Here is a 23483-nt window from a genome sequence, read left to right as displayed (position 1 = left end):
AAGCCTCACCGCGACAGTTCCTTGAGACCAAGCCGGATCAGCTTGGCGCTGTCCGCACCCTCGCCGGCCGCCTTCATCGCAGCTGCAACGGCATTGGCCGCCTGATCGCGGGAATAACCGAGATTGGTGAGCGCGGAGACGGCATCGGCAACGGGTGCTGCGGCGACCCCTTCCCCCAGCTCTTGCTTGAGCCCGATATTGATCGCATCTCCGGCCAGGGCCGGCGCCTTGTTCTTGAGTTCGGTCACGATACGCATGGCCACCTTCGGGCCAACACCGGGAGCTCGCGAAACGGCAGCACGGTCCTGCAAGGCGATCGCATTGGCAAGCTCGGCCGGGGTCAGCGTCGACAACAGGGCGAGCGCCACTTTCGCTCCGACACCCTGAACCGTCTGCACGATATTGAACCATTCGCGTTCCATGGCTGTCATGAAGCCGAAAAGGCGGATCTGGTCTTCGCGCACATAGGTCTCGATGAAGAGAATACAGGCCTCGCCGACGGAACCGACCTTCGACAGCGTACGGGCCGAGCAATAGGCGACGTAACAGACGCCGTGCACGTCCACGAGCACATAGTCCTCGCCGATCTCTTCAATTGTGCCTTTCAGCTTACCGATCATGGATGATGTCCGTCAGGGATGGGTTTCGGGAGAGATGAGGTCAAGTGAGGGAAAGTAGGAGCGATAGCGCGAGGCATCGCGCGTCAGCAGCCTATGCCTTCGCCATTCGGCATGTGCCCCGATCAGAAAATCCGGAAGTGTTCTTTCCCGTTGCCCTCCAGCAAGCAGATAGAGGCGATGCGCTTTTCCGGCTCGAAACGCCGCCTCGAAAGGTATCGCCTCCCGCTTCATATCGAGCCAGGACAAGGCGATCGTCAATTCCTCTTCGCTCAAAGGCGAGGCAGCGAGTTCCGACCACACCACAGGACTGATGACGAGATCGCCTTCGCCGACACATCGTTTCAAGAATTTGGCCGACCATTGCCGTTGGACTGAATCCGGGCCGAGAATATCGATGAAAATGTTGGTATCAATGAGGGTCGATGTCGTCACGCGGCCCTCTCAGAAACTCCATGAATTCGTCCGTTGTCATGCCGCCGAGGTCAATTGTGCCCCTGACGCGCTCGAGCCAATCGTCAAAATCGCGAATGGGTGTATCCGACGCTTCCCCGATCTTGACGAGCATCGCACCGCTGCCGGAGGCGATGAAATCAACCTCTGAACCTGGGGCGATGCCCAGCCTGTCTCGAATTTCCTTCGGGATGGTCACCTGACCTTTTTCCGTCACGCGCATAGTAATACCTCTTCAGTAATACCTAGCGACCCACCGAGAACAAGTCAAGAACAAACTATCCCGCCAACGCAGCCTGCCGCAGCCGGCTGGCGCCACGGTTATGGGCATGGCAGATGGCAATGGCAAGCGCATCGGCCGCGTCGTTGCCCTTGAACTCGACCTTGGGCATTAGGATCTTCAGCATCATGTGGATCTGCTGTTTCTCGCCGTGGCCGACGCCGATCACGGCTTTCTTGACCGCATTCGGTGCATATTCCGACACCGGCAAGCCGGCGCGGGCCGGCACCAGCATGACGACGCCGCGCGCCTGCCCGAGCTTCAGCGTCGCCACCGCATCCTTGTTGACGAAAGTCTGCTCGACGGCAGCCTCATCCGGCTGATAGCTGTGAACGATATCCGCAAGCCCGTCATGCAGCTGGCAAAGGCGGGATGCGAGATCCATGTCGCCATCCGAGGTCACGGTTCCCGACGCCACGAAGCGCAAGGAATTGCCAAGCGTATCGATGACACCCCAGCCGGTGCGGCGCAGGCCCGGATCGATGCCGATGATGCGAATCGTATTTTGCATGGGTCAACCTATCTTTCAGGCCTGACATGTGCCAGCAAAATGTGAACAAAACAAAAACAAGGCACAGTTTGCGCTTCTGAGTGAGACGCCGAAAACATCGTGACGAAATTGCGGCACAGGGTTTGGAATGCGCGGCCGGCACTCCTACATGTGCAAGCGACCCTCCCTTCCACCACGCAGGTTTCTTGCCATGGTTCCCTTTTCCATCCTCGATCTTTCGCCCGTTGCCGAAGGCAGCACCATCCGCCAGTCCTTCGATAGTTCGAAGCGCATGGCGCAGAAGGCGGAAGAGTTGGGCTACAACAGGTTCTGGCTCGCCGAGCATCACGGCATGCCGGGCGTTGCCAGCGCCGCGACATCGGTCGTCATCGGCCATATCGGCGCGGCAACCTCGCGCATCCGCATCGGTTCGGGCGGCGTCATGCTGCCGAACCATTCGCCGCTCGTCATTGCCGAGCAGTTCGGTACGCTGGAAGCCCTGTTTCCCGGCCGCGTCGATCTCGGCCTTGGCCGCGCGCCGGGTACCGACATGCGCACCGCACAGGCCCTGCGGCGCAATATCGAAGCCGGTGCGCAAAGCTTCCCCAACGATATCATCGAGCTGCAGCATCTCTTCAGCCCTGCCGACGACAACCAGATCATTCTGGCCGTTCCCGGCCATGGCGCCAACGTGCCGATCTGGCTTCTCGGCTCCAGCCTCTACAGCGCCCATCTCGCCGGCGTGCTCGGCCTGCCCTACGCCTTCGCTTCGCATTTCGCGCCGGAATCGCTGTTCGATGCCATCGGCATATACCGCGAGCGCTTCACACCATCGGCCACGCTCGACAAGCCCTATGTCATGGTCGGTGCCATGGGCGCGATAGCGGAGACGGATGAGGAGGCGCAGTATCACTTCACCTCGGCGCAACAGCAATTCGTCAATCTGCGCCGCAACGTGCGCGGCCCCTTCGCGCGCCCGCGCAGCGACATGGACGATTTCTGGACGCCGATGGAAAAGCTGAATGTGGAAAATACGCTGCGCTACGCCGTGGTCGGCTCCCCGGAAACGGCCGAAACGAAGCTGTCGCAATTCATCAAGGATACCGAGGCTGATGAAGTCATCATTTCGATGCCGATCCACGATATCGAGGCGCGTTTGAAATCGGTCGAGCTGTTCGCGACGCTTCCGAGCTTCAAGAAAGTGTCCTGATTTTCGCGGGCGGGTAAATTATCCGGTGAGCCAACATGGCTCACCGGGTGACCGACGAGCTCAAGCCACGAGCCTCGTCTTCCAATGGCGTCGGATGAACATGTCGAGCGACAGCTTGCCGGCGCCGGCGACGATCAGCGCGAACATGCCGCCTGAGATCGCCAGATCCTTTTCGAAATGCAGCAACTCGTTATGGCTGGCGAAGTTGGTGTGAAAGAGCAGCGCCGTCAGCAGGCAGAACAGGCCGAGACCAAATGCGGCCAAGCGCGTCATCAGGCCAAGCGCAATGGCGAGACCCGCACCAAGCTGCAGCACGATGGTTGCAATAGCGATGGGGGCCGTGACGCCAAGCCTCGCCATAGCATCCAACGCGTTGTCGAGATTGCTGGCGAGTTCGATGCCCTCTTCCAGGAAGAGCAGCGACAATAGTATGCGGCCGAACAGCAATGCCATATCGGTCATGTTCACGAGAACGGCATTCTCTTCTTCGAATTCCATGACCATCTCCTTCTCGTCAAGATCCATAGGTTTCCGATCCTGTCCGGCGGCATCCCCACGACCTGATCGAATGGAATGCCGCCGGATCGGTTGAGGCCGAGCGTTAGAGCGTGATGCCGAAAAGTGTAGGCGGTTTTCGAACGACATCACGCTCTACTTCTTTGATTCTAGGGCGGATTCGGCTTTTAGGTCGAACAGACCTGAAATCATCCGGCTCTAGTTGGTTGCCTTGGCGGCGATCGTTTTGGTGAGATCCTCAAGCTCCTCGCATCCCGCCGGGCAAAGCTTGGTGAGTGCGGCAAGCTGCTCGCGGGCCTTGGGCATATCGCCGGTCTCGACATAGAGTTCGCCGAGATATTCATGCGCACCCTTGTGGTCCGGCTGCAGCTCCAGGGCCTTGGTGTAGTAGGTCAGCGACGTCTTGAAGTCGCCGGTCTTGCGCAGGGTGAAGCCCATCAGGTTGTAGACATCGGCCTGCTGGTGCTCCTCGGCAATATCACGAAGCTCGGCGAGCGCGCCGGCATAATCCTTCGCGTCGATCTTGGAGCGCACCGACGTCAGGTCCGGCGCGTCGGTCGATTCCATATTGTCGACGGCAAAGGCGATGCCTGCCGTTGCCGCCGGGAGGATGGTGACGGCGCACAGGCCGGCGATCCCGAAAATGGCATATTTGAACATGGTTTTGCTCCTCTTTCTGGCCGCTCAGGCCTGGATGGTGGGGGTGAATCCGTAGGCATTACCGTCCTTGACGAAGGTGCCGGAGCCCGGAAACGGGAAATGCGAACCGCAAATCCTGATCTTGTCGGCAATAATGCGATCGATCAGCCTGCGGCGGGTGGCGACGGCCATCGGGCCGTCCTGGTCGTAGGCGCCTTGCCATTCCGGATGGGGTGCAAGCAGCGCCGGCACATACATGATGTCGGCCGAGACCATCAGCTGCTCGCTGCCGCCATCGATGAGGAAGACCGAATGGCCGGGCGTGTGGCCATAGGCGGCCAGCATGTGCACGCCGGGCACCGCTTCGGCATTATCCTCGACCAGCTTCCAGTTCTTCCAGGTCGGGAAGACGGAGGCGATGCGCCGGCCGGCCTCCTTGCGGCCCTCCGCCAGCTTGTCGACACGGCCGGGATCGGTCCACCAATTGTATTCGGCGGCGTTGACGATCAGCTCCGCATTCGGGAAGACGGGCGTATTGGTTCCCTTTTCCATCAGACCCCAGACGTGGTCCGGATGGAAATGCGAGATCATGATCGTATCGATCTTCTTGTAGTCGATGCCGGCGGCGGCCATGTTGGCCGGCAGATGCGTCGCATTGGCCTGCCATTGGCCGACACCGGAGCCGGCATCCATCATGATCTTGCGTCCGCCGATATCGAGGACGACGACGGTCAGCGGAATGGGCATGAAGTCGGTGGTAAGGCCGGCATTTGAGAGCGCTTCCTTGGTGTCGTCGACGGAGGCGTTCTTGATAAAGGCCGGATCATGCGGCTTGCGCCAGATGCCGTCATAAATGGCCGTCACCTCGATCGAGCCGACCTTGTACTTGTAGAAGCCGACCGTCGGCTCCAGCGGCGTGGCGGCAAAGGCTTGCGGAATGAATTCGAGCTTCGACGACAGTCCGAAGGCTGCCGCGGCTGCAGCCGTGCCGAGCACGGTGCGGCGGGTCATAGCAAACATAGCAATATCTCCTCAGGGTTATGGCTTTTGGGGTCAGGCGGAGGTCGCAACAGATCGCGGCCGTCCACTGAGGAAGAAGATCGATAGCCGTGGGTGGTTATTCCCCGCCACGCGAAGAATTCTCATAAGCTGTTGAAGTTTATCCGATTATTTTAGCCAAGCGGCCATCCGAATTCCGCATCTGCGATTTTTTGCATCCGATCGGGAATAAAACCCGCGCGGGCGCGATCTAGCCTTTTAGGCAACATTGCAAGCGCCTTATCCGAGGCTTACAGTCGGTATCGGCGTTTTGCGGGGATTATGATGACAGACGCCCGAATTATGAGTTCGATGACGCTTGGCGAGCCACTCCACGCATGGACCTGGCGCTGGCCGCAAAACACCGCGATAAGCAGGCTGGCGCGGTTCCTGACCCGCCTGCGCGCCCTCGTCGCGGCACAAAACACGATCAACCGCGCCGTCCTCATGGCGGTGGCGGAACCATCAGCACATGCCGCGCCATTGCAGCATTCGATCTCCTCTCCCGACGAGACCATGCGCCGCTTCCAGCACATGATCATCCCGCATCTGGACGCCGCCTATAATTTCGCGCGCTTCCTGAGCAGGGATGCAGATGCCGCGGAGGATATCGTGCAGGAAGCGTTTCTGCGCGCCTATCGCGGCTTTGGAGGCTTTCGCGATGGCGATGCGCGAGCCTGGACCTTCACCATCGTCCGCAACTGCTATCATGCCTGGCTGCAGGAGCGCCGGCGCAAGAGCCGTTACGAACAGCCGATGACCGACGAAAGAGACCTGGAGCAAGGCTCGCCCTCCCCCGATCCCGCCTCCGAGGAAGATACGCCGGAAGCAGCCTTCATCCGCAAGACGGAAACGCTGCGGGTGCGCGAGGTCATCAATAGGCTGCCCGACACCATGCGCGAAGTTCTGGTCCTGCGCGAATTGGAGGATCTGTCCTACAAAGAAATCGCCGAGATCATCGATGCGCCGATCGGCACCGTCATGTCACGCCTCGCCCGCGCCCGCCGCGATTTCGGCGAACTCTGGCGCCGCCTCGATGAGAAGGGCGCCGCACGATGAGCGGCGGGGAACACAATGATCACGGCGAGTGGAACGACCTGCTGCACGGCTTCATCGACGGAGAACTCGACGCAGCCAACGCCGCGCGTTTCGAGGCGCATCTGGCGACCTGCCGGGAATGTGCCGGCGAGATGGAGAATGCGTTGATGGTCAAGCGCCTTTCCGCACGCGAAGGCGTGAAATGGCAGGCACCGGACACCGTCCATGCCCGCGTGCGGGCGGCGCTTTCGCTGGAACAATCCATGATGGCGCACGCGACGACAGTCACGCACCGGGCTGAAAGCCCGTGGCAGCGCGTCTGGCGCTTCCTCCGCGAATGGAGCTTCGTGCCGTCGCTCGCGGTGCTCGCCGCAAGCCTTATGCTGGTGCTGAACGTGCCGCAGCAAAGCCAGACCATCGAGGATCAGCTTCTTGCAAGCCATGTGCGTTCGATGCTTGCCGATCATCTGACGGACGTGCTCACCTCCGACCAGCACACCGTCAAACCATGGTTCAACGGCAAGATCGATTTTTCACCGCCCGTGGTCGATCTAGCGGCCCAGGGCTTCCCTCTCGTGGGCGGCAGGGTGGATTATCTCGACGGCCGCGTAGTGGCGGCGCTGATCTATCGTCGGCACGGCCATATCATCAATCTCTTCATCTGGCCGGGCGCTGCGGGAGCCAAAACCAATGCCGAGAAAGAGGGCTACAATTTCGTCGAATGGCATGCGGACGGACTGGTCTTCTGGGCTATCTCCGATGTCGCAGCGCCCGATCTGGCTGCCTTCCGCGACGATTTCACCCGCGCGACGGCGCTATAAAGCAATTCCAGAAAAAGCGCTCAGCGGTTTTCCGCCCGGAATTGCGCAACGCGATAGCGCATTCTCGCAATTCGAAGAAAAGCGGAACCGCTCGGAAGCAGAAAAGCCGGCCGCATCGCTGCAGCCGGCTTTTCTGAATGATCGGAAGGGATCAGGCCGAGAGCTTGGCCAGCACTTCTTCAGAGACCTCGAAGTTCGAATAGACATTCTGAACGTCGTCGTCATCTTCAAGGCTGTCGATGAGCTTCATCAGCGACTGGGCCTTTTCTTCGTCGACCGGCACGTTGTTCTGCGCGCGCCAGATCGCCTTGACCGTTTCGGCTTCGCCGAGCGTCGCTTCAAGCGCCTTGGCGACTTCGCCGAGGGATTCGAAGGCGCAGATGATCACATGGCCTTCCTCGTCGCTCTCGACATCGTCGGCACCGGCTTCGATCGCCGCTTCCATGACCTTGTCGGCATCGCCGGCAGTCGGCTTATAGGTGATCTCGCCGACATGATCGAAGGAGAAGGAAACCGAACCGGTTTCGCCAAGCGCTCCGCCGGCCTTGGTGAAGATCGAGCGGACGTTGGAAGCCGTGCGGTTGCGGTTATCGGTCAGTGCTTCGACGATGATCGCCGTGCCGCCGGGCCCGTAGCCCTCATAGCGGACCGCATCGTAATTCTCGGTATCGGCGCCGGAGGCCTTCTTGATGGCGCGGTCGATATTGTCCTTCGGCATCGACTGCGCCTTGGCATTCTGGATCGCCAGGCGCAGACTCGCGTTCATGGTCGGGTCGGGCAGGCCCGTCTTCGCAGCGACGGTGATTTCACGCGCCAGCTTCGAGAACATTTTCGAACGCACCGAGTCCTGACGACCCTTGCGGTGCATGATGTTTTTAAACTGTGAATGGCCAGCCATGGCACCCCTGTTCACGTCTTTTGTTGGGAATGGGCCGCCTTATAAAAGCGAAGCGGCCTTCATTCAAGTAAAAAGCCGGATAATGGGGATGCGGGACACTGCGCTTCAAGGCGATCGCGACGATCAAAGCCCCTTGAGCACATAGATCAGCGGCTTGCGCGGCAGGGTCTTCACCGACACTGTCACGCTTGGCGTCGGCGCGTAGCCGACGTCGAAATCGGGACCGAACAGAGCCAGAAACTGATCGACCGGCGGACCCCAGCGATGCATGGGCAGGATCAGCGACGAACGCAGCCGCTTGACCACGCGGCTCATGCTGTCGGCGCCCATGGTCAGGCCACCGTCGACCGGCACCATCACGACATCGAGCCGGCCGATCTCGGCATATTGCTGGTCGGTAAGTTCGAAATGCAGGTGCCCGAGATGGCCGATGCAAAGGCCCGCTACCTCGAAGATGAAGATCGAATTGCCATTGGCTTCGAGGCCGCCGCCCCAGGAGCGGATATCGGTGACGACATTGCGGATCAGCGTGTCGCCCACGGTCAGATGGATCTTCGCCGGCTCTCCGGGCGTATCGCTCCAGCCATGCAGCACATATTTGATCGCCGGATCCGGCGTTAGCGTATAGTGGCTCGGATGCGCCTTGTTCATCGTCACGACTTCGGGCGTATAGGGCGGCGGATATGCGCCGCTATAATCCGTGGCGATGGAGACGCCGCCGGGTGTTTCAATGAAGAGCGTCGCATGGCCGAGGAAGGTAATCTTCACCTCGCCATCGACGGGGTCATTGACACGCGTCGGAGCGGGCGGAGAAAAGCTGGCGAATGTCGCCTTGGGCAGAGATTGCGCGATCGCCTGGCATTGGCTGGGTTGCGGACGCGCCGGGCTTTGCTGGGCATGCGCCGCGCTCCAGCCGAGAATGATCGATAGGAAAAACACGGCAAGGACAGGAAATCGCGGCATCATGCCATCCCCTCAAGCCCGATACAGCGCCGCGCGTCTTTAAGACGCGCCAAAGGCGCTGTAACACTTTGAAATGCTGCATAATTCCTCAATCAATTCCGATTTGAGGGAATTATGCAGTGGTGGCGAGAGGATGCGGCATGAGCGGAAGTAGGTCCAGCAACAATCAGGCGCGATTGCTCACAATCGCGTCATCGTATAGCGATGATGAATTATCGTGCAGCGATCAGCGCCAGAAGTCCGGAATGGTTTCCGCAAGCCGCGGCCCGAGCCGCAATGGCGCGATCTTCTCGGCCAGTCCCGTCACATCGGAAATCTCGACGCCGACGCCGCAGATAGTGGCAGGCCCCGAAGCCGCTTCGAAGCGTCCCTTCGGCATCTTCGAAATAAAGCGGTTCAGCGGCTCCTCCTTCTCCATGCCGAGCGAGGAATCATAATCGCCGCACATGCCGGCATCGGACATATAGGCCGTGCCGCCATTCAGGATCTGCGCGTCCGCGGTCGGCACATGCGTATGCGTGCCGACGACGAAGCTCGCGCGGCCATCGACGAAATGACCGAAGCACTGCTTTTCGCTCGTGGCCTCCGCGTGAAAGTCGAAGACAATCGCATCGGCCTGTTCCTTCAGCGGGCAGGCATCGAGAATGGCTTCGGCCGACTTGAAGGGATCGTCGAGTTCCGGATGCATGAAGACGCGGCCCATGATGTTGGCAACAAGGACGCGCGCGCCGTTGCGGGCATAATAGAGGCCGGAGCCGCGACCGGGGGTGCCGGCCGGATAGTTGGCGGGGCGGAGGAACTGGTCGTGGCGCTCGGAGAAGACGACGGCTTCCTTCTGGTCCCAGACATGGTTGCCCGTCGTCACGACATCGGCGCCGGCATTGATCGTTTCGAGAAAGATATCCTCGGTGATGCCGAAACCGCCGGCCGCATTCTCGCCGTTGACGATGACGAAATCGAGCTTCAGGTCGGATACGAGCCCCGGCAGGCGTTCCCACACCGCGGTTCGTCCCGTCTTGCCGACCATGTCACCCAGAAAAAGCAGCCGCATTCGCTATCCAATCACTTCCGAAACGAAATTGAGTCCGCTCTCGGTCAAAATCGCGTCAAGACGGACATCATGCGGCTCAGCCGGTACTGATGGCACTTCTTGGCAATCGAATGCAATGCCGATCAGCTGGGGATTCAAGCCTTTTTGGTGCAACCGCTCGATGGCACGGTCGTAATGGCCTGCTCCATAACCGATGCGATGCCCGCTTCTGTCAAAGGCCGAAAGCGGCACGAGCATGACATCGGGATCGAACACCGCCGCATCAGGGCCAGGGCCGAACGTCCCGAATCCGACAGGAACCAACGGCGCTCCCGCAACGAGTTCCCGGAAGACGATCGTGCTGCGGTCGAGGATGACGGGCACGCAAAGCCGTGCACCCCGCTCCCGCAGCCGCGTCATCAACGGCCTTATATCCACTTCGGAGCGGATCGGCAGGAAACCGGAGACAATCGTCCCCGGTTCGACATCGATGACATCGCCGCCATGGGCAAGCATGGCAAGGCCCTTTTCGATGCGCTCGTCGGCTGGAATGGCATCCCGCGCCGCCAGGCATTCGTTGCGATATCGGGCTTTCAGCTCTTTGGGTGTCATCGGCTCCTAGCGAATTTTATAAGATCACGAAAAAATAATGAGCCGGCGGCCTATTGCAATGCGCGAAAGCGACATGCAAGCCAGCCGGTGAATGCGCTATAACCTCAGTCCTTGCGAAGGATCGACAACAGACCTTCGCCGGCCACATGTGCTCGGACGTTTTCATAATTCTGCAGCATCGTGTGATTGGTCTCGATCGGATGCGAATGCGTGGCGGTGATGATGAGCACATCGGCACCGGCCGCCTCGCCCGCCTTGACACCGGCCAAGACGTCTTCAAACACCAGGCATTCCGAAGGGCTGAGGCCAAGGCGCTGCGCGCCGAGGATATAGCCCTGTGGATCAGGCTTGCCGACCTTCACGTCCTCGGCCGTGACGATGAAGCGCGGCACCGGGATCCCGGCAGCATCCAGCCGCGCCAGCGCCAGACGATAGGGCGACGAGGTAACGATCGCCCAGCGCTCCGGCGGCAGTGACGCGAGAAAATCGACCGCGCCCGGCAGTGCGACCACACCCTCGACATCGGCAATCTCGGCTTCAGTGATCTCCAGCGCCTCCGCGACCGGATCGACGCCAGGCAGATTCAACTGACCAATCGTATCAACACCGCGTTTGCCATGCATGGTCGGCATGAATTTTTCGACATCGAGACCCTTGCCGCGAGCCCAGTTGCCCCAGACACGCTCGGCGGCGGCAATCGAATTGATGATCGTGCCGTCCATGTCGAACAGGAAACCGGAATAGGTCTTGGTGAAGGCGGAAGACAATGCATCGGACAAGGCTGGACCTTTCTGGATGTGACGGCAAGCGGCGGCGTAAACCGGTGCTCATGCTATGTACCTTCCCGACTAGCGGCAGCTGCCGCAAGAAGCAAACGAATGCTGCGCCGGACATCCAGAAAAGGCATCTACCTGCGGTAACGGGGAAGGACGGAAGAAACGCGCGGCAAGCAAGGATGCTGCGCCATGGGTTCTATTCGCCGAGACGGCTCTTTAGGCCATTGATGATATGGTTCGCCAAGGCCTCGTAGTCGTCGTCGAAATGGTGACCGCCATCCATGGCGATGACTTCGGCGCCGGTGCCCTTCAACAGCGGGCATGCGACATCCTCGTCATCGTCCTTGCCGTAAACGCACTGCACCATCTTCGGATTGATGGACTTGAGATCGCTGACGGGATCGCCGCCCTTGCCCTCGCTCGAAGCGCCGAGCCAACCCATGACCGAGATCACATAATCGACCTTCTGCGACAGCGACAGCAGCGACATCTGGACGATCTTGTCCTTTTCGGCCTGCTTCAAGCGGTTATAGCTCGCCGGCAACACATCGGCGCCAAAGGAATAACCCACCAGCACCACATGCTTGACCTTGAAGCGCTTGGTGTAGAAATCGATCATCCGGGCAAGGTCGTCGGCCGTCTGCTGCGGGTCACGCTCCGACCAGAAATAGTGCAGCGAGTCGACGCCCACGACGGGGATGCCTTGATCCTGCAGATAGCTGCCGACTTCCTTGTCGATATCGCGCCAGCCGCCATCGCCCGAATAGACGATCGCAAGCGTATCCTCGGTCGGCTTCGTTTCCATGACATCGACGGGAAGGCCGAGCGGCGACTTGGAGCTGTCGATCGACTTCATCAGATCGGCGAGCGAAGCCTCGAGCGTTGCATAGGCATCGGCATTGTCGGAATCCGTCGACTGGACCTCGGGATGTTCCTTCCGGATCTCTTCGACATGGTCGCGCCCGTCCTTCGGTGCATTCGGCGTGAAGGTCACCAGGATCGGATTGGGCAACGCGCCTTCCTGAAGTCCGAAGGACACCATATCGCCATCGGTCTTCTTCTCGGCCGGCGTGCAGAGCTCCTGCTTCAGACCGATACCGGCGGCCGGATCGACGGCCAGCGTCCCGGCAACCGTGGCATCCGGCGTCTGGGCGGTAATGGTCAGCGCCATGGCGCCGCCTGCGCCGACGCCGGCAATGACGGGTTGCTGATAGGTGCTGTCGGCAAAGGAGCGCTGCACCTGCTGGCTCAGCGATTCCAGATCCGCGACGATATAGATGCAGCCGTCGTTCTGGCTGACGTCGTATTTGTTGAGCGAAGCCAGGAAGGACGGGTAATCGATGCCGATAACCAGCGTGCCGTTGGCGACGAGTTTATCGGCAACCGCCTTTTCCTTGTCGCTCCAGCCGGCAAGATCGGAAATCAGAACGACTTCGCTCGTCACCTTGCCCTGCGGGCGCATGATATGCGGCGCGGGGATCATGCCCAGATCGTATTTGGCATCGTCGGCTTCAGCCCGGGCCGGGCCTGATGCGAAAAGGCCCAGCGACACCATGCCTGCGAAAGCCAACGACATTGCGTATTTCAAGATCATTTCCTCACGACCCCCTTAAGTCCGCCTCCGATGAGGAATGTGGCATCCATCAACGCGATCATTGGACTAACACCTCCCGAAACAGCCAGGTAGCGCGGCTGCCATTCGGGATGGAACTTGGATTTGAAGGCACGAAGCCCCTTGAAGTTGTAGAAGCGTTCGCCGTGCTCGAAGACAGTTCCTCCGACCCTGTCCCAAACCGGCGCCGATTCCCGTCTCGACATGCCCGACAATGGCGCCATGCCGAGGTTGAAACGCTGAAAGCCCTGTCCCTTGAGGTATTCGAGGATCTGCACGAACAGAAAATCCATCGACCCCTTCGGGGCATCGGGCGAAAAACGCATCAGGTCGACGGACCCCTCCTCCTTGGTCTCCGTCATCAGGATATTCGCAAATGCGACGATCTTACCATCCTTTTTCAACACGCCGACCGGCTGCGAGCACACATAATCCGGATCGAACGCGCCAAGCGAAAAGCCCTTTTCCTTGGCATTGTGATCGGCGAGCCATGTGTCCGACACATGGGTAAGTTCATCCATGGCTGCGGGTATATCTTGAGGCTCGATAACGGCAAATTCTAGTCCGTCGCGAACCGCACGGCTCGCGGTCTGCCTGAGGTTGGCCCATTTGCCGCCCTTCAATTCGAAATTGGCGAGGTTGACCACGGCCAATTCGCCGAGCTTGAAGGCGCGCAACCCGGCATCCGCGCAATAGGACAGAAGCGCCGGCGAAATCTGGTAGAACACCGAGCGGCAGCCCGCGGCTCGCGCAGCCTCGACGAAGCGCCAGATGAGGTCGGGGAGCGCCTGGCGCGGGCCAACCGGATCGAACAGCGCAATCCAGGAACGGCCCTGCTTGCCATACATGATGAAGGCATCGCCCTTTTCCGAGAACATGATGCTCTTGTCGCCCATGCGCACCAGATTGGCGTCGGCAATGCCTTGCTTGCGGACGATTTCCACGGCACGCGTCACCGCATCGTCGGTCACGGGCTCCAGCCGCTTTGTCGCGGGACGCAACAGACTGAAGATCGCGATCGCCGAGGACAGGATGGAAATGCCGAGCGCTGCGCGAAGGCCGCGCGGCGCCTCGTCGGCAAATTCGAACTGCCACCAGAGCTCGTTGCTGTATCCAACATCGCGGTAGACGAAGAACAGGACCACGATAGCGCCGATGCAGACGACGGCAATCGCCGTCAGCCAACCCGCGGTCAGCGTCTGGTTGAGCAGCGAGGCCGGCCGCTTGAACAGGCGACGGCTGACGACGAGGCTGAAGACGAAGAAGGCGAGCAGCCCGGCTTCGACGATGGCGATGGCCTTCAGCAGCGAGAAGAACAGCGCCAGCAGCGCCGAGAAGGTAGAGACCCACCAGGCACCATCGAGACGCTGGCTGAGACCGCGCGCCGCGACGATGATCGCAAGGCCGAGAAGGCTCGACAGGAAATGCGCGCTTTCGACGAGCGACAGCGGCAGATAGCCGGAAAGCACGATCAGGTTCTGGTCCGGCGTCGGCGTCACGCTCGAAAAGACCAGCATCATGCCGAGCAGCAGCGCAAAGGCCGACAGCAGCTGCGGCATGAGACGCGCGCCGATGCGGCGCATGCTCGAAGCGACGGGATGATCGACGAAACGGCGCAGCTCCGCCACCGAGATCGCGGCAATCGCGATGACGAGCGGGATGACGTTGTAGATGACGCGATAGAGGACCAGCGAACTCAGAACCGCATCTTCGTTCACGGAGCTGCCGAGCCAGGCGATGATAATCGTTTCGAAGACGCCGAAGCCAGCCGGGACATGGCTGAGCACGCCAAGACCGACGGCGATGGCATAGATGGCGAAGAAGCCCGGCCAGCCGATCGAGGATTCCGGCAGCAGCACGTAGAGCACGGAGGCCGATGCGGCGATATCGAAGGCGGTTACGAGGAATTGCCGTGACCAGGTGCGCGAATCCGGCAGGCGAACGGCGACCGGCCCGATGCGCACCTCGCGGCCGTTGCGGCCGGCATAGACGACGAAAGCAAGTGCGGCGAGGATGAGGATGGCGATCAGCCGCAGCCACAATCCATTGACATTGATCAGCGGGCCGATCTCATCGGCGATAACAAGCAGCGCAATGGCACCGACGGCCGCCAGCCCGAGACCGAAGGCGAGCGTGACGAAGGCGATGACGCGGGTGATGTCATCGGGCGACAGGCCGAGCCGGGTATAGGCGCGATAGCGGATCGCGCCCGCGCTGAGCGCACCGAAGCCGGCGGTATTGCCGACCGCATAGGCGCTGAAGGAGGTCAGCGCCACATGCGGGAATGGCAGCCGCTTGCCGATATATTCAAGCGCGTTCTGGTCGTAGAAGATCAGGGAAGCGAAACTCAGGCCGGTGAACAGCAGCGCGAGCAGCACCGAAGAGATCTTCGTCGTCGTCAAGGCGTGAACGACATCGTCATAGCGCACTTCATTGGTCAGGTCGTAGATCGCATAGGCAGCAATGCAGAAGACGGCGACGGTGAGAACGGCGATGATCAGCGCGCGATAGCGGTTCAGCAAACCGACGAAACCGCCACGCTCTTCCAATTCCTCATCGGCATTTTCGAGATCGATTGGGCTCGACATGTTCTACCTGTTTATAGTGACCTTCGCCGGTCCCGATTGCTGAGAATGTCCAGTAACACCGACGATGTGTCTTCGTGTTGCCGCATACACTTCTTTCGACAGGCCCGTTATGACGCGCGCTCCCATCCTTCTGAATTTAGGCAATTTTGGCGCAGGCCCCGTTCCACCACCAATGAATCTGTTATTATTTAAAGGATTTTGTCATTCAGCCGGCTTTTGAGCTTATCCACACACAAAAGTGATCTTCCCATTCCCCACGGAATGTTGCTCCCTATCAGGAATCCGCGGCCTGGTCACCTCCCGGGGCGGCCGTGCGGTCGAGCATCGCCGCACACACCGGCAAACTATCCGAAACAAATCGTTCAGCAAAATGAAAGCGGCCGCAGGTACGGTTGGTGCGGGCGAGCCGGAAGCATGTTTTGACGATGTTGGAATTCCTTCAACGATCCGGCGCTTCCGCCGGCTCGCCACGCATTTCGCTGAGGAAGAAGCCTTCGCGCAGGTTGATACCATATTCGACAAAGGCCTTCATGCAGCAAAGCATCTGCGTCCAGCCCTCGCAATTCAGATAGGTGCCGCGACGGCCGGCTTCATCCTCGCGCCAGCCGGATTCCTCGATGACGACGAGCGTGCCGCCATCGTCCAAGGCATCAAACGTCATCTCGACTTTCGTCCTGTAGCGGACACAGTCCTCACCGGTACCGCCTTCCCAGTGAAAGACGACGCGCTTGTTTTCCTCCACTTCATTGACCTCGACGGGCGCATTCTTCCACCAGATGACCGTCGTTCCCGCCACAAGCGGGGCGCTGGCGCCGCCGACTGTCGTGAAATAGCTCGAAAGCTTCTTCGGATTGACGACCGCATCGAAGACCTCGTCGACCCTGCGGCCAATCCGTCCTGATATCCGAACGTTCAATGCCATGACATCTCCTCCGTTATCTGTCAGTCGCTATCGCTCCATTGCGAGCAGCCTCATTATGTTATAAAAATATAACATGTCAAACGAATCGGATAGCGACCTCATCTTCAAGGCACTCGCCCATCGTCGCCGGCGCGAAATCCTGGATATGCTCAAGGATGCGCCGCGAACGACGGGAATGCTCTGCGAGGCCTTCACGGATATGGACCGGTGTACTGTCATGCAGCATCTGAAAGTGCTGGAGGAAGCAGACCTCGTGATCGCCAAAAAGGACGGACGCGAGCGCTGGAACCATCTGAACAGCCTGCCGATCAAGCAGGTCCACGATCGCTGGATCAGCGCCTATGCCGGCCACGCTCTATCGATCCTCGACCGGCTGAAAAGCGATTTGGAAGGCTGAAACGAGAAATGATGGCTGCGGTCGACGAAAGAGGGACTATGCCGCGCCCGCCCTCCGTAACAGTTGCTCCAGCCTGTCACTCGTTCCATCCCCGTCGAGCGGGGTATAGACCACGAGCTTCATATCAGCGCGATCCATGACGGCAAGCGCGGTATACTCGAACGTCATGAGGCCACCTTCGGGATGGCGGAGGCGCTTATGACCGGTCAGCGGCCGCAACACGTCCTGCCTCGGCCACCAAGCGCGAAATTCCGGACTTGCCTGCGTCAAACTGGTGATCAGCCGCTCGAAATCCTGATCGCCGGCATAACGGGCACTATCGGCACGAAACATCGCCAGCGAATTCGCCGCCACGATCTCCCAATCGACCAATAGTTGCCGATGGGCGGGATCGGTGAAGACCCGGTGGATGCTGTTTCGCGCATCGCCCTGCAGCCGACTGTAATCGCCGAATATCGCGACTGCCGCTGCGTTCCAGGCCAGCACATCCCAGCGCCGGCCGAGAACGTAAGCGGGTTGGCCTTTGAGGCTCGCAAGCATGCGCAGCAACGCGTCCGGCACATCCTCGGGTCCGCGCGACGGAACCTCGGCCGTTGGCCGGTCGCTGAGTGTAAAGAGATGCCGTCGCTCGGCCGGATCGAGGCGCAGCGCATCGGCCAGCGCCGAAAGAACCTCCGCTGAGGCGCGCACGTCCCGGCCCTGCTCCAGCCATGTGTACCAGGTGGTGCCGACGCCGGCGAGCAGCGCCACCTCCTCGCGCCTGAGCCCCGGCGTGCGGCGGCGAAACCCCACCGGAAGCCCGACGCTTGCCGGGGTCAGTTTCTCTCGGCGAGAACGCAGGAAGGCAGCGAATTCGCGACGCCTCGCTTCGAGGATGGTCTGGTTTTGATTGATGGTCATCGCCCATCATAGCAGGATTAATACTAGGATAAAGTCGGAACTGTTTGTCGCCTCTGCAAGCTGCCAAAGTATTGGACGTAGGCTATATGGAGGCTGTTTTCGATGGACATGAGCGGTAAGACGATCCTGATCACGGGTTCGACCGATGGCGTCGGCCGGCGGGTTGCGGAAAGACTGGCGGAGACAGGTGCCAAGGTACTGGTCCACGGCCGCAACCGGGCACGGGCCGACGAGGTGGTCTCCGGCATTCGCGATAAAGGCGGCAATGCGGCCATCTATCTTGCCGACTTCTCCTCGCTGGACGAGGTCCGCACACTTGCCGATGCCGTCGAACGCGACCATGAGCGCCTTGACGTCCTGATCAACAATGCCGGCATCGGCACTAGCGGCGGCGGCACAGGACGCCAGGAAAGCCGCGATGGATATGAACTGCGCTTTGCGGTGAACTATCTCGCCGGCTTTCTGCTGACGCGCCGGCTCCTGCCGCTGTTGAAGGCAAGCGCTCCCGCCCGCATCGTCAATGTTTCCTCGGCCGGTCAACAGGCCATCGACTTCTCCGATGTCATGCTGACCCGCGGTTATAGTGGCGTGCGCGCCTATTGCCAGAGCAAGCTGGCGCAGATCATCTTAACCTTTGATCTTGCCGAAGAGCTGGCCGGCTCCGGCGTCACCGTCAACTGCCTGCATCCGGCAACCTATATGAACACGACCATGGTGCGCCAGGCAGGTGTCGCACCGCTGAGCTCCGTCGATCAGGGCGCCGATGCCATCCTCAATCTGGTTATCGGCAACGCCTTGGAAGGGCGTACGGGCCTTTATTACGACGGATTGCGCCCGTCCCGCGCCACCGCTCAGGCCTATGATGCGACCGCGCGACAGAAGCTGCGGACACTCAGCCAAAGTCTCACCCGCCTCGCCTGACCGGCCACCTCCCTGCAACTTCCTCAGCCTAGACTCAGCCCAGAAAGGTGAGATCCATGTCGTCTCAACACGCAGTTATTATCGGCGGTTCCTCCGGCATCGGCCTTGCGGCCGCCGCCCATCTTCTCGAAAAAGGATATCGGGTCACGATCACGGGTCGTGACGCGGCGAAGCTTCAGGCCGCCGCACAAAGCCTGAATGGCGATGTCACCGCCACCGTCATGGATGCGGCCGACTTTGCCGGCCTTGTCGAAACCTTCCAGGCAATCGGGCCGCTGGATCATCTTGTCCTGGCACTGGGCGGCGGAAATGGGGCTGGTCCCTTCGCCTCCGTCGACCTTGCCGATGTCAAAAAAGGTTTCGAGCAGAAGACGTTGGCGCACTTCGCCTGTGCCCAGGCTTGCCTTCCTCATCTTTCGAAACAGGGCAGCATCACCTTCGTCTCCGCTGTCTCGGCGCAGGCCGCCATGCCCGGAACCGCCGGACTCGGAGCCATCAATGCCGCCATTGCCGCTTTGGCACCGATCCTCGCCGTCGAACTCAAACCCATCCGGGTGAACTGCGTTTCCCCGGGCGTCGTCGATACGCCCTGGTGGGATTTCCTATCCGCGGAGCAGAAAGAGCCGACCTTTGCCGGCTTCGCAGCGCGCACGCCGGTTGGCCGCGTCGGCAGCCCACGGGAGATCGCCGAAGCCATCGCCTTCCTGATCGGCAACGGCTTCACAAGCGGTCACACGCTGATCTGCGACGGCGGCATCCGCCTCGGCCAGTAATCCCGCAAGCCTTTCCGCTTTTCTTCGAAGCGCGAAAACGCGTCATCGCCAGCCAGCGGCAGCGATGGCGTCCTCAGCTGTTGCGAGCATCCGCCTGAAGCTGTGTGAGGATTTCGATCAGTCTCGGTGCCATTTCCCGGATTTCGACCAGATGGATCGAGCTCAGCGCTTGAAGAACCTCCTCGGATTTCTCCGTCAATTGCAGGGTCTGGCGACGCTTGTCCGAGGGATCGGGATGACGGGTGACATAGCCGCCATCGATCAGCCGCCCCACGAGCTCAGTCGCCGTATGCGGCGCAATCAGCAGCTTTTCCGCCAGCATGCCGATGGTCATCGCCTCGCCGGCGCCGTTCCCCTTGATGGCGAGCAATGCCTGATGCTGCTGCGGCGGCAAGCCTGCCTCATACGCCGCCGAGGTGCTGAAGTCCATGAATTTGCGCAGGGTATGGCGCAGCGTCGCCAGCGCCTCGTAATCCGCCTGAGAAAGGGTTTTGTCCAAACGTCGCACCATCAAATCGTCCCTGTTGCCGCAGTTCGCGGTCCTAAAGCATGCCGCGCAAAATGTTCAGCAGTTTTGCAGCAACGGCATGCTCAAGATCAAGGACCGAAAGTGCCGAAGCGAATCTTGGAGATCGCGATGCGCTCTGGTTGATTTATATCGCATTACGATATATTTGCCATCTCGAAGCGGGGAGCGGCTGAAGGCCGGCCGCGCGCTCAGAGCATTCCGAGGAACAGTGCGCAGCGGTTTTCCGTCCGGAATGCGTAAAACAGGAAAATAGAGCGCTTTCGCTTTTCTTCGAATAGCGAAAGCGCTCTGGCACAGAAGGCCCCAATGCAGAACACCCCCACCCCACAAAATCACAGTCACGATTTCTCCGGCTGGGCCTCCCGCAAGGACAATGGCGATTTCACCACGGACAAGCGCGTCCTGGTGCTGATTGCCATGGCGCTGGTGGTCGGCACCGGAGGCGCGTTCGCCGCCTGGGTGCTCATCAATCTCATCGCACTCGTCAGCAATGCCGTCTGGCTGTTCAAGATCAGCACGGAGCCGCTCTCCTTTACCATGGTGGCACGCTCGCCCTGGATGGTGGCCGCGCCCATTCTCGGCGGCATCGTCATCGGCCTGATGGCGCGTTACGGCTCGGAGAAGATCCGCGGCCACGGTATTCCCGAAGCCATCGAGGCGATCCTGATCGGCGGCAGCCGCATGTCGCCGAAGGTGGCGGTGCTGAAGCCCCTGTCATCGGCGATCTCGATCGGCTCCGGCGGCCCCTTCGGTGCGGAAGGCCCGATCATCATGACGGGCGGCGCCATCGGCTCGCTCTTCGCACAGCTCTTTCATATGAGCGCGGCCGAGAGAAAGACCCTGCTCGTCGCCGGCGCCGCAGCCGGCATGACGGCGGTGTTCGGCACACCGATCGCGGCCGTCATGCTCGCCGTCGAATTGCTGCTGTTCGAATGGAAGCCGCGCAGCTTCATTCCGGTCGCCGTCGCCGCCTGCGTTTCGGTGGTCTGGCGTCCGTTGCTGATCGGCAGCGGTGCGCTCTTCCCCGCTCATTTCGATATGTCGCTCTCCTGGTGGGGCGTCGTGCTCGCCGCCGGCCTCGGCATCGTCTCGGGACTGCAATCCGGCCTGCTGACCACCCTGCTCTACAAGATCGAGGATGCCTTCGAAAAGCTGCCGATCCACTGGATGTGGTGGCCGGCACTCGGCGGCCTCATCGTCGGGCTTGGCGGATTGATCGAGCCGCGCGCGCTCGGCGTCGGTTACGATATCATCGCCGATCTCTTGCACAGCCACATCGCCGCCGGCGCGGTGCTGGCGATCCTGCTGGTCAAGGCCGGCATCTGGCTGGTGGCACTTTCCTCGGGCACCTCGGGCGGCGTTCTGGCGCCACTGCTCATCCTCGGCGGCGCGCTTGGCTGGCTCGTCGGCCTCATCCTGCCCGGCGATCCCGGCTTCTGGGCGCTGCTCGGCATGGCGGCAATGATGGGCGGCACGATGCGCGCACCCCTCACCGGCACCTTCTTCGCCGTCGAACTGACGGGGGACACCGGTGCGATGGTGCCTCTGCTTGCGGCAACTGTCGCGGCCTATGCCGTCACCGTCCTGCTGCTGAAACGATCAATCCTAACGGAAAAGATCGCCCGTCGCGGCCAGCACATCACCCGCGAATACGGCATCGACCCGTTCGAGCTCACCCGCGCCCGCGACATCATGATCGCCAAGGTGGATACCCTGCCTGCCTCCATGCGCCTGTCGGAAGCGCTGGCGCGGATGACGGAACAACCGGATGCCCACCGCTTCTATCCGGTCGTCGGGGATAACGAACGCCTGGTCGGCATGATCTCGCGCGCCGATGCCCTGCGTTGGCAAAGCGAGCCGGATCTGATGGATCAATCGCTGTTCGACGTGATCTCGGATGCCTCCATTCCCGTCGCTCATGCCGAGGACACCGTCGGACGCGTCGCGGATATCATGATCCAGGCTGATACGGGACGCGTTCCCGTCGTCGAGGCCCAGACCGGCCGCCTCATGGGCCTGATCGCCCGCAAGGACCTGCTGCGGCTGCGCAGCGCGACGAACCGCGCGGAACTCGAGCGCGGTGCCTACCTGCGGTCGAAAGGTTAAGGGGGAGGAGGAGCGGCGTCAGCGCGGCGGAAGAACTGCGCGGCGCCATCCTTTGCCATAGGCCGGAAAATTCGCCATAAGCCGGAAATTTGAGAGCGATCCACGACGACCGATGGATGTTTACGATCCTGGGTGCCTACAAACGTAGGTGGGCGCCGTGTGTCCAGGCCCACAGGCCTAGTCAGGGACAGCTCCCTTTGGATCGAGTATGGCCCCAGGGATTGTGGTTCCTGTCGGGAAGCGCAGACCGCCCAAGCTATATAGAGCGGATTAAGTCAACGCACCAGAGGCCCGTAGCTGGCATCCGCAGAAATAAACTTAAGCCTCCTCGACACTCGGCCGTGCCAGAAGCTTCTCGGTGATGCCGTGAATGCGTGTCGTCACCTCGTCGATGACGCTCGCCAGTGTTTCCTCCGCGCGCGCATTGGCGGCCAGCGTCGTATCGCGATTGCTGGTCAGGGATTCCAGTTCCGTTTCGAGCGCGGAGACCCGGCGCGTCAGTTCCGACACCTCGTCCATGATCATGATACCGGCCATGACGGTGACCCGAAGATCGCCGATTTCGCCGAACTGGCTTTTCAAATGCATGACGTAGCGATCGAAGCGATTGGCGAGATCCGTCAGATGGTCTTCCTGCCCCTCTTCGCAGGCCATCCGGTAGGCTTTGCCGTCGATCGTTACCGTTACTTGCGCCATTCGACTTTCCGATCACTGCCGCGCTGCGACGGCTGCCTCCCGAGGGATCAGCGGTCCAACACGGCTCTTATGGTTTCCATCGCCGTAACCAGCCGGCGCGACACTTCACGATTGACCTCCTCGAGCCGGTTCGCACGGAACTCGGCCTGGTCCAATTCCTGGGCAAGCCGGGAGCGATCGGCGTGAACCCTGCGGACCTCGCCTTCTATATCGCTCTGTGCCCGTTCCCGCTCGAACCGTCCATCGACGGCGCTCTCCAAAGTCGAGAGTGCCTGGCGCAATTGGGCGAGCGCCGCGTCCACCGTTTTGCCTGAAGGTGTCATACCCTTCGCTTCTCCGCGCAAGGCCCGAATCAAAACATCCGGCCACTTGTCTGATTTCGCAACAATATTCAACTCAGCAACAGCACGTCAATAAAGGCTGTCATGTGGCACCCCCCCTATTCTGTGGATGAAGGCCGCCTTTGCCGACTACACAGGCCTTGTCGCATCATTGTCGTCTTTTGTAAAAGTGAACGGGCAAATGTTAAAAAATTGCCGCGGAAGGGCCGGATTGAGCCCTCGATTTGTTGACTTGCTCGTCCCAACTGCTATGTCTCAGCCGCCTGAGGCGACGTTGGAAATGACGTTCGGAAGAGCGTCGCCCCTTCAGCTGCCTT

26 protein-coding genes and 1 other RNA gene are annotated in these 23483 nt (G+C 60.6%); 7 read left to right on the top strand and 20 right to left on the bottom strand.

Annotation, left to right across the window (positions count from 1 at the left end; genetic code table 11):
• Positions 1 to 5: 5 nt before the first annotated feature.
• The 4 genes from ruvA to ruvC are packed head-to-tail and all read right to left on the bottom strand — an operon-like array spanning position 6 to position 1861.
• Positions 6 to 620, bottom strand: a complete 615-nt coding sequence (gene ruvA / locus HGP16_RS01480; RefSeq protein ID WP_168838251.1) for a Holliday junction branch migration protein RuvA — start codon at positions 618 to 620, stop codon at positions 6 to 8.
• A gap of 12 nt (positions 621 to 632) precedes the next feature.
• Entirely contained in the window at positions 633 to 1052 is a 420-nt protein-coding gene (locus tag HGP16_RS01475; protein ID WP_168838250.1) for a type II toxin-antitoxin system VapC family toxin, read from the bottom strand.
• Positions 1030 to 1293, bottom strand: coding sequence for an AbrB/MazE/SpoVT family DNA-binding domain-containing protein (locus HGP16_RS01470; RefSeq protein ID WP_168838249.1), 264 nt, complete (start codon positions 1291 to 1293; stop codon positions 1030 to 1032). The genes HGP16_RS01475 and HGP16_RS01470 overlap by 23 nt, the downstream gene beginning before the upstream one ends.
• Positions 1294 to 1348: 55 nt before the next feature.
• Positions 1349 to 1861: a crossover junction endodeoxyribonuclease RuvC gene (gene ruvC, locus HGP16_RS01465; protein WP_168838248.1), complete on the bottom strand. Its 513-nt coding sequence runs from the start codon at positions 1859 to 1861 to the stop codon at positions 1349 to 1351.
• Between the two features lie 190 nt (positions 1862 to 2051).
• On the opposite strand from ruvC, the gene HGP16_RS01460 reads away from it, so the two are divergent.
• Positions 2052 to 3050 carry an LLM class flavin-dependent oxidoreductase gene (locus HGP16_RS01460; RefSeq protein ID WP_168838247.1) on the top strand — a complete coding sequence of 333 codons (999 nt, stop codon included), beginning with the start codon at positions 2052 to 2054 and terminating at the stop codon, positions 3048 to 3050.
• Between the two features lie 60 nt (positions 3051 to 3110).
• Here the strand turns inward: HGP16_RS01460 and HGP16_RS01455 are convergent, their stop codons facing one another.
• The 3 genes from HGP16_RS01455 to HGP16_RS01445 form a co-directional block, all read right to left on the bottom strand.
• Positions 3111 to 3548: a DoxX family protein gene (locus HGP16_RS01455; protein WP_168838246.1), complete on the bottom strand. Its 438-nt coding sequence runs from the start codon at positions 3546 to 3548 to the stop codon at positions 3111 to 3113.
• Between the two features lie 216 nt (positions 3549 to 3764).
• Positions 3765 to 4226 carry a tetratricopeptide repeat protein gene (locus HGP16_RS01450; RefSeq protein ID WP_168838245.1) on the bottom strand — a complete coding sequence of 154 codons (462 nt, stop codon included), beginning with the start codon at positions 4224 to 4226 and terminating at the stop codon, positions 3765 to 3767.
• A 24-nt stretch (positions 4227 to 4250) separates the two neighbouring features.
• Complete coding sequence (locus tag HGP16_RS01445; RefSeq protein ID WP_168838244.1) at positions 4251 to 5225, bottom strand: MBL fold metallo-hydrolase; 975 nt, start codon at positions 5223 to 5225, stop codon at positions 4251 to 4253.
• Positions 5226 to 5546: 321 nt separating this feature from the next.
• Here HGP16_RS01445 and HGP16_RS01440 point away from each other — a divergent pair, with 321 nt between their 5' ends.
• Both HGP16_RS01440 and HGP16_RS01435 read left to right on the top strand, forming a co-directional pair.
• Positions 5547 to 6302 carry a sigma-70 family RNA polymerase sigma factor gene (locus tag HGP16_RS01440; protein WP_168838587.1) on the top strand — a complete coding sequence of 252 codons (756 nt, stop codon included), beginning with the start codon at positions 5547 to 5549 and terminating at the stop codon, positions 6300 to 6302.
• The gene (locus HGP16_RS01435; protein WP_168838243.1) at positions 6299 to 7102 is read left to right on the top strand and encodes an anti-sigma factor family protein; all 804 of its coding nucleotides are present in this window, start codon (positions 6299 to 6301) and stop codon (positions 7100 to 7102) included. The genes HGP16_RS01440 and HGP16_RS01435 overlap by 4 nt, the downstream gene beginning before the upstream one ends.
• 151 nt (positions 7103 to 7253) lie before the next feature.
• On the opposite strand, the gene HGP16_RS01430 is transcribed toward HGP16_RS01435, so the two are convergent.
• The 8 genes from HGP16_RS01430 to HGP16_RS01395 form a co-directional block, all read right to left on the bottom strand.
• Complete coding sequence (locus tag HGP16_RS01430; protein WP_168838242.1) at positions 7254 to 8000, bottom strand: YebC/PmpR family DNA-binding transcriptional regulator; 747 nt, start codon at positions 7998 to 8000, stop codon at positions 7254 to 7256.
• Between the two features lie 123 nt (positions 8001 to 8123).
• Positions 8124 to 8966 carry an MBL fold metallo-hydrolase gene (locus tag HGP16_RS01425; RefSeq protein ID WP_168838241.1) on the bottom strand — a complete coding sequence of 281 codons (843 nt, stop codon included), beginning with the start codon at positions 8964 to 8966 and terminating at the stop codon, positions 8124 to 8126.
• A 223-nt stretch (positions 8967 to 9189) separates the two neighbouring features.
• Positions 9190 to 10014 carry a YmdB family metallophosphoesterase gene (locus HGP16_RS01420; RefSeq protein ID WP_168838240.1) on the bottom strand — a complete coding sequence of 275 codons (825 nt, stop codon included), beginning with the start codon at positions 10012 to 10014 and terminating at the stop codon, positions 9190 to 9192.
• Between the two features lie 3 nt (positions 10015 to 10017).
• Positions 10018 to 10605, bottom strand: coding sequence for a 5-formyltetrahydrofolate cyclo-ligase (locus HGP16_RS01415; protein WP_168838239.1), 588 nt, complete (start codon positions 10603 to 10605; stop codon positions 10018 to 10020).
• A 104-nt stretch (positions 10606 to 10709) separates the two neighbouring features.
• Complete coding sequence (locus HGP16_RS01410) at positions 10710 to 11384, bottom strand: HAD family hydrolase (protein WP_246703254.1); 675 nt, start codon at positions 11382 to 11384, stop codon at positions 10710 to 10712.
• Positions 11385 to 11577: 193 nt separating this feature from the next.
• A complete protein-coding gene (locus tag HGP16_RS01405) occupies positions 11578 to 12975 on the bottom strand; it encodes a virulence factor family protein (RefSeq protein WP_168838238.1) in 1398 nt (465 codons plus the stop codon).
• On the bottom strand, positions 12972 to 15581 hold the full coding sequence (gene mprF / locus HGP16_RS01400) for a bifunctional lysylphosphatidylglycerol flippase/synthetase MprF (RefSeq protein WP_168838237.1): 2610 nt from the start codon (positions 15579 to 15581) through the stop codon (positions 12972 to 12974). The genes HGP16_RS01405 and mprF overlap by 4 nt, the downstream gene beginning before the upstream one ends.
• A 439-nt stretch (positions 15582 to 16020) precedes the next feature.
• Complete coding sequence (locus HGP16_RS01395; RefSeq protein WP_168838236.1) at positions 16021 to 16503, bottom strand: SRPBCC domain-containing protein; 483 nt, start codon at positions 16501 to 16503, stop codon at positions 16021 to 16023.
• Between the two features lie 73 nt (positions 16504 to 16576).
• Between HGP16_RS01395 and HGP16_RS01390 the strand changes: the two genes are divergently transcribed.
• Positions 16577 to 16900 (top strand): ArsR/SmtB family transcription factor, encoded by a 324-nt coding sequence (locus tag HGP16_RS01390; RefSeq protein WP_168838235.1) that lies wholly within the window; start codon positions 16577 to 16579, stop codon positions 16898 to 16900.
• A 36-nt stretch (positions 16901 to 16936) separates the two neighbouring features.
• Here the strand turns inward: HGP16_RS01390 and HGP16_RS01385 are convergent, their stop codons facing one another.
• A complete protein-coding gene (locus HGP16_RS01385; RefSeq protein ID WP_168838234.1) occupies positions 16937 to 17800 on the bottom strand; it encodes a helix-turn-helix transcriptional regulator in 864 nt (287 codons plus the stop codon).
• Between the two features lie 102 nt (positions 17801 to 17902).
• Between HGP16_RS01385 and HGP16_RS01380 the strand changes: the two genes are divergently transcribed.
• Complete coding sequence (locus tag HGP16_RS01380) at positions 17903 to 18721, top strand: SDR family NAD(P)-dependent oxidoreductase (RefSeq protein ID WP_168838233.1); 819 nt, start codon at positions 17903 to 17905, stop codon at positions 18719 to 18721.
• A 56-nt stretch (positions 18722 to 18777) separates the two neighbouring features.
• Positions 18778 to 19494 (top strand): SDR family oxidoreductase, encoded by a 717-nt coding sequence (locus tag HGP16_RS01375; RefSeq protein WP_168838232.1) that lies wholly within the window; start codon positions 18778 to 18780, stop codon positions 19492 to 19494.
• Positions 19495 to 19567: 73 nt separating this feature from the next.
• On the opposite strand, the gene HGP16_RS01370 is transcribed toward HGP16_RS01375, so the two are convergent.
• Positions 19568 to 20005 carry a MarR family winged helix-turn-helix transcriptional regulator gene (locus HGP16_RS01370; protein WP_168838231.1) on the bottom strand — a complete coding sequence of 146 codons (438 nt, stop codon included), beginning with the start codon at positions 20003 to 20005 and terminating at the stop codon, positions 19568 to 19570.
• A gap of 324 nt (positions 20006 to 20329) precedes the next feature.
• Between HGP16_RS01370 and HGP16_RS01365 the strand changes: the two genes are divergently transcribed.
• The gene (locus HGP16_RS01365) at positions 20330 to 22129 is read left to right on the top strand and encodes a chloride channel protein (RefSeq protein ID WP_168838230.1); all 1800 of its coding nucleotides are present in this window, start codon (positions 20330 to 20332) and stop codon (positions 22127 to 22129) included.
• A gap of 93 nt (positions 22130 to 22222) precedes the next feature.
• Here the strand turns inward: HGP16_RS01365 and ssrS are convergent.
• The 3 genes from ssrS to HGP16_RS01350 form a co-directional block, all read right to left on the bottom strand.
• Positions 22223 to 22381, bottom strand: a non-coding RNA gene (ssrS, locus tag HGP16_RS01360) — 6S RNA.
• A 66-nt stretch (positions 22382 to 22447) separates the two neighbouring features.
• Entirely contained in the window at positions 22448 to 22825 is a 378-nt protein-coding gene (locus HGP16_RS01355; protein ID WP_168838229.1) for a cell division protein ZapA, read from the bottom strand.
• 47 nt (positions 22826 to 22872) lie between these two features.
• Positions 22873 to 23148 carry a DUF4164 domain-containing protein gene (locus HGP16_RS01350; protein ID WP_015341018.1) on the bottom strand — a complete coding sequence of 92 codons (276 nt, stop codon included), beginning with the start codon at positions 23146 to 23148 and terminating at the stop codon, positions 22873 to 22875.
• Positions 23149 to 23483: the final 335 nt, after the last annotated feature.

The organism is Rhizobium sp. P40RR-XXII (assembly GCF_012641405.1).
In the GTDB taxonomy this organism is placed as follows: domain Bacteria; phylum Pseudomonadota; class Alphaproteobacteria; order Rhizobiales; family Rhizobiaceae; genus Rhizobium.
This window is presented reverse-complemented; position numbering and strand designations above follow the sequence as displayed.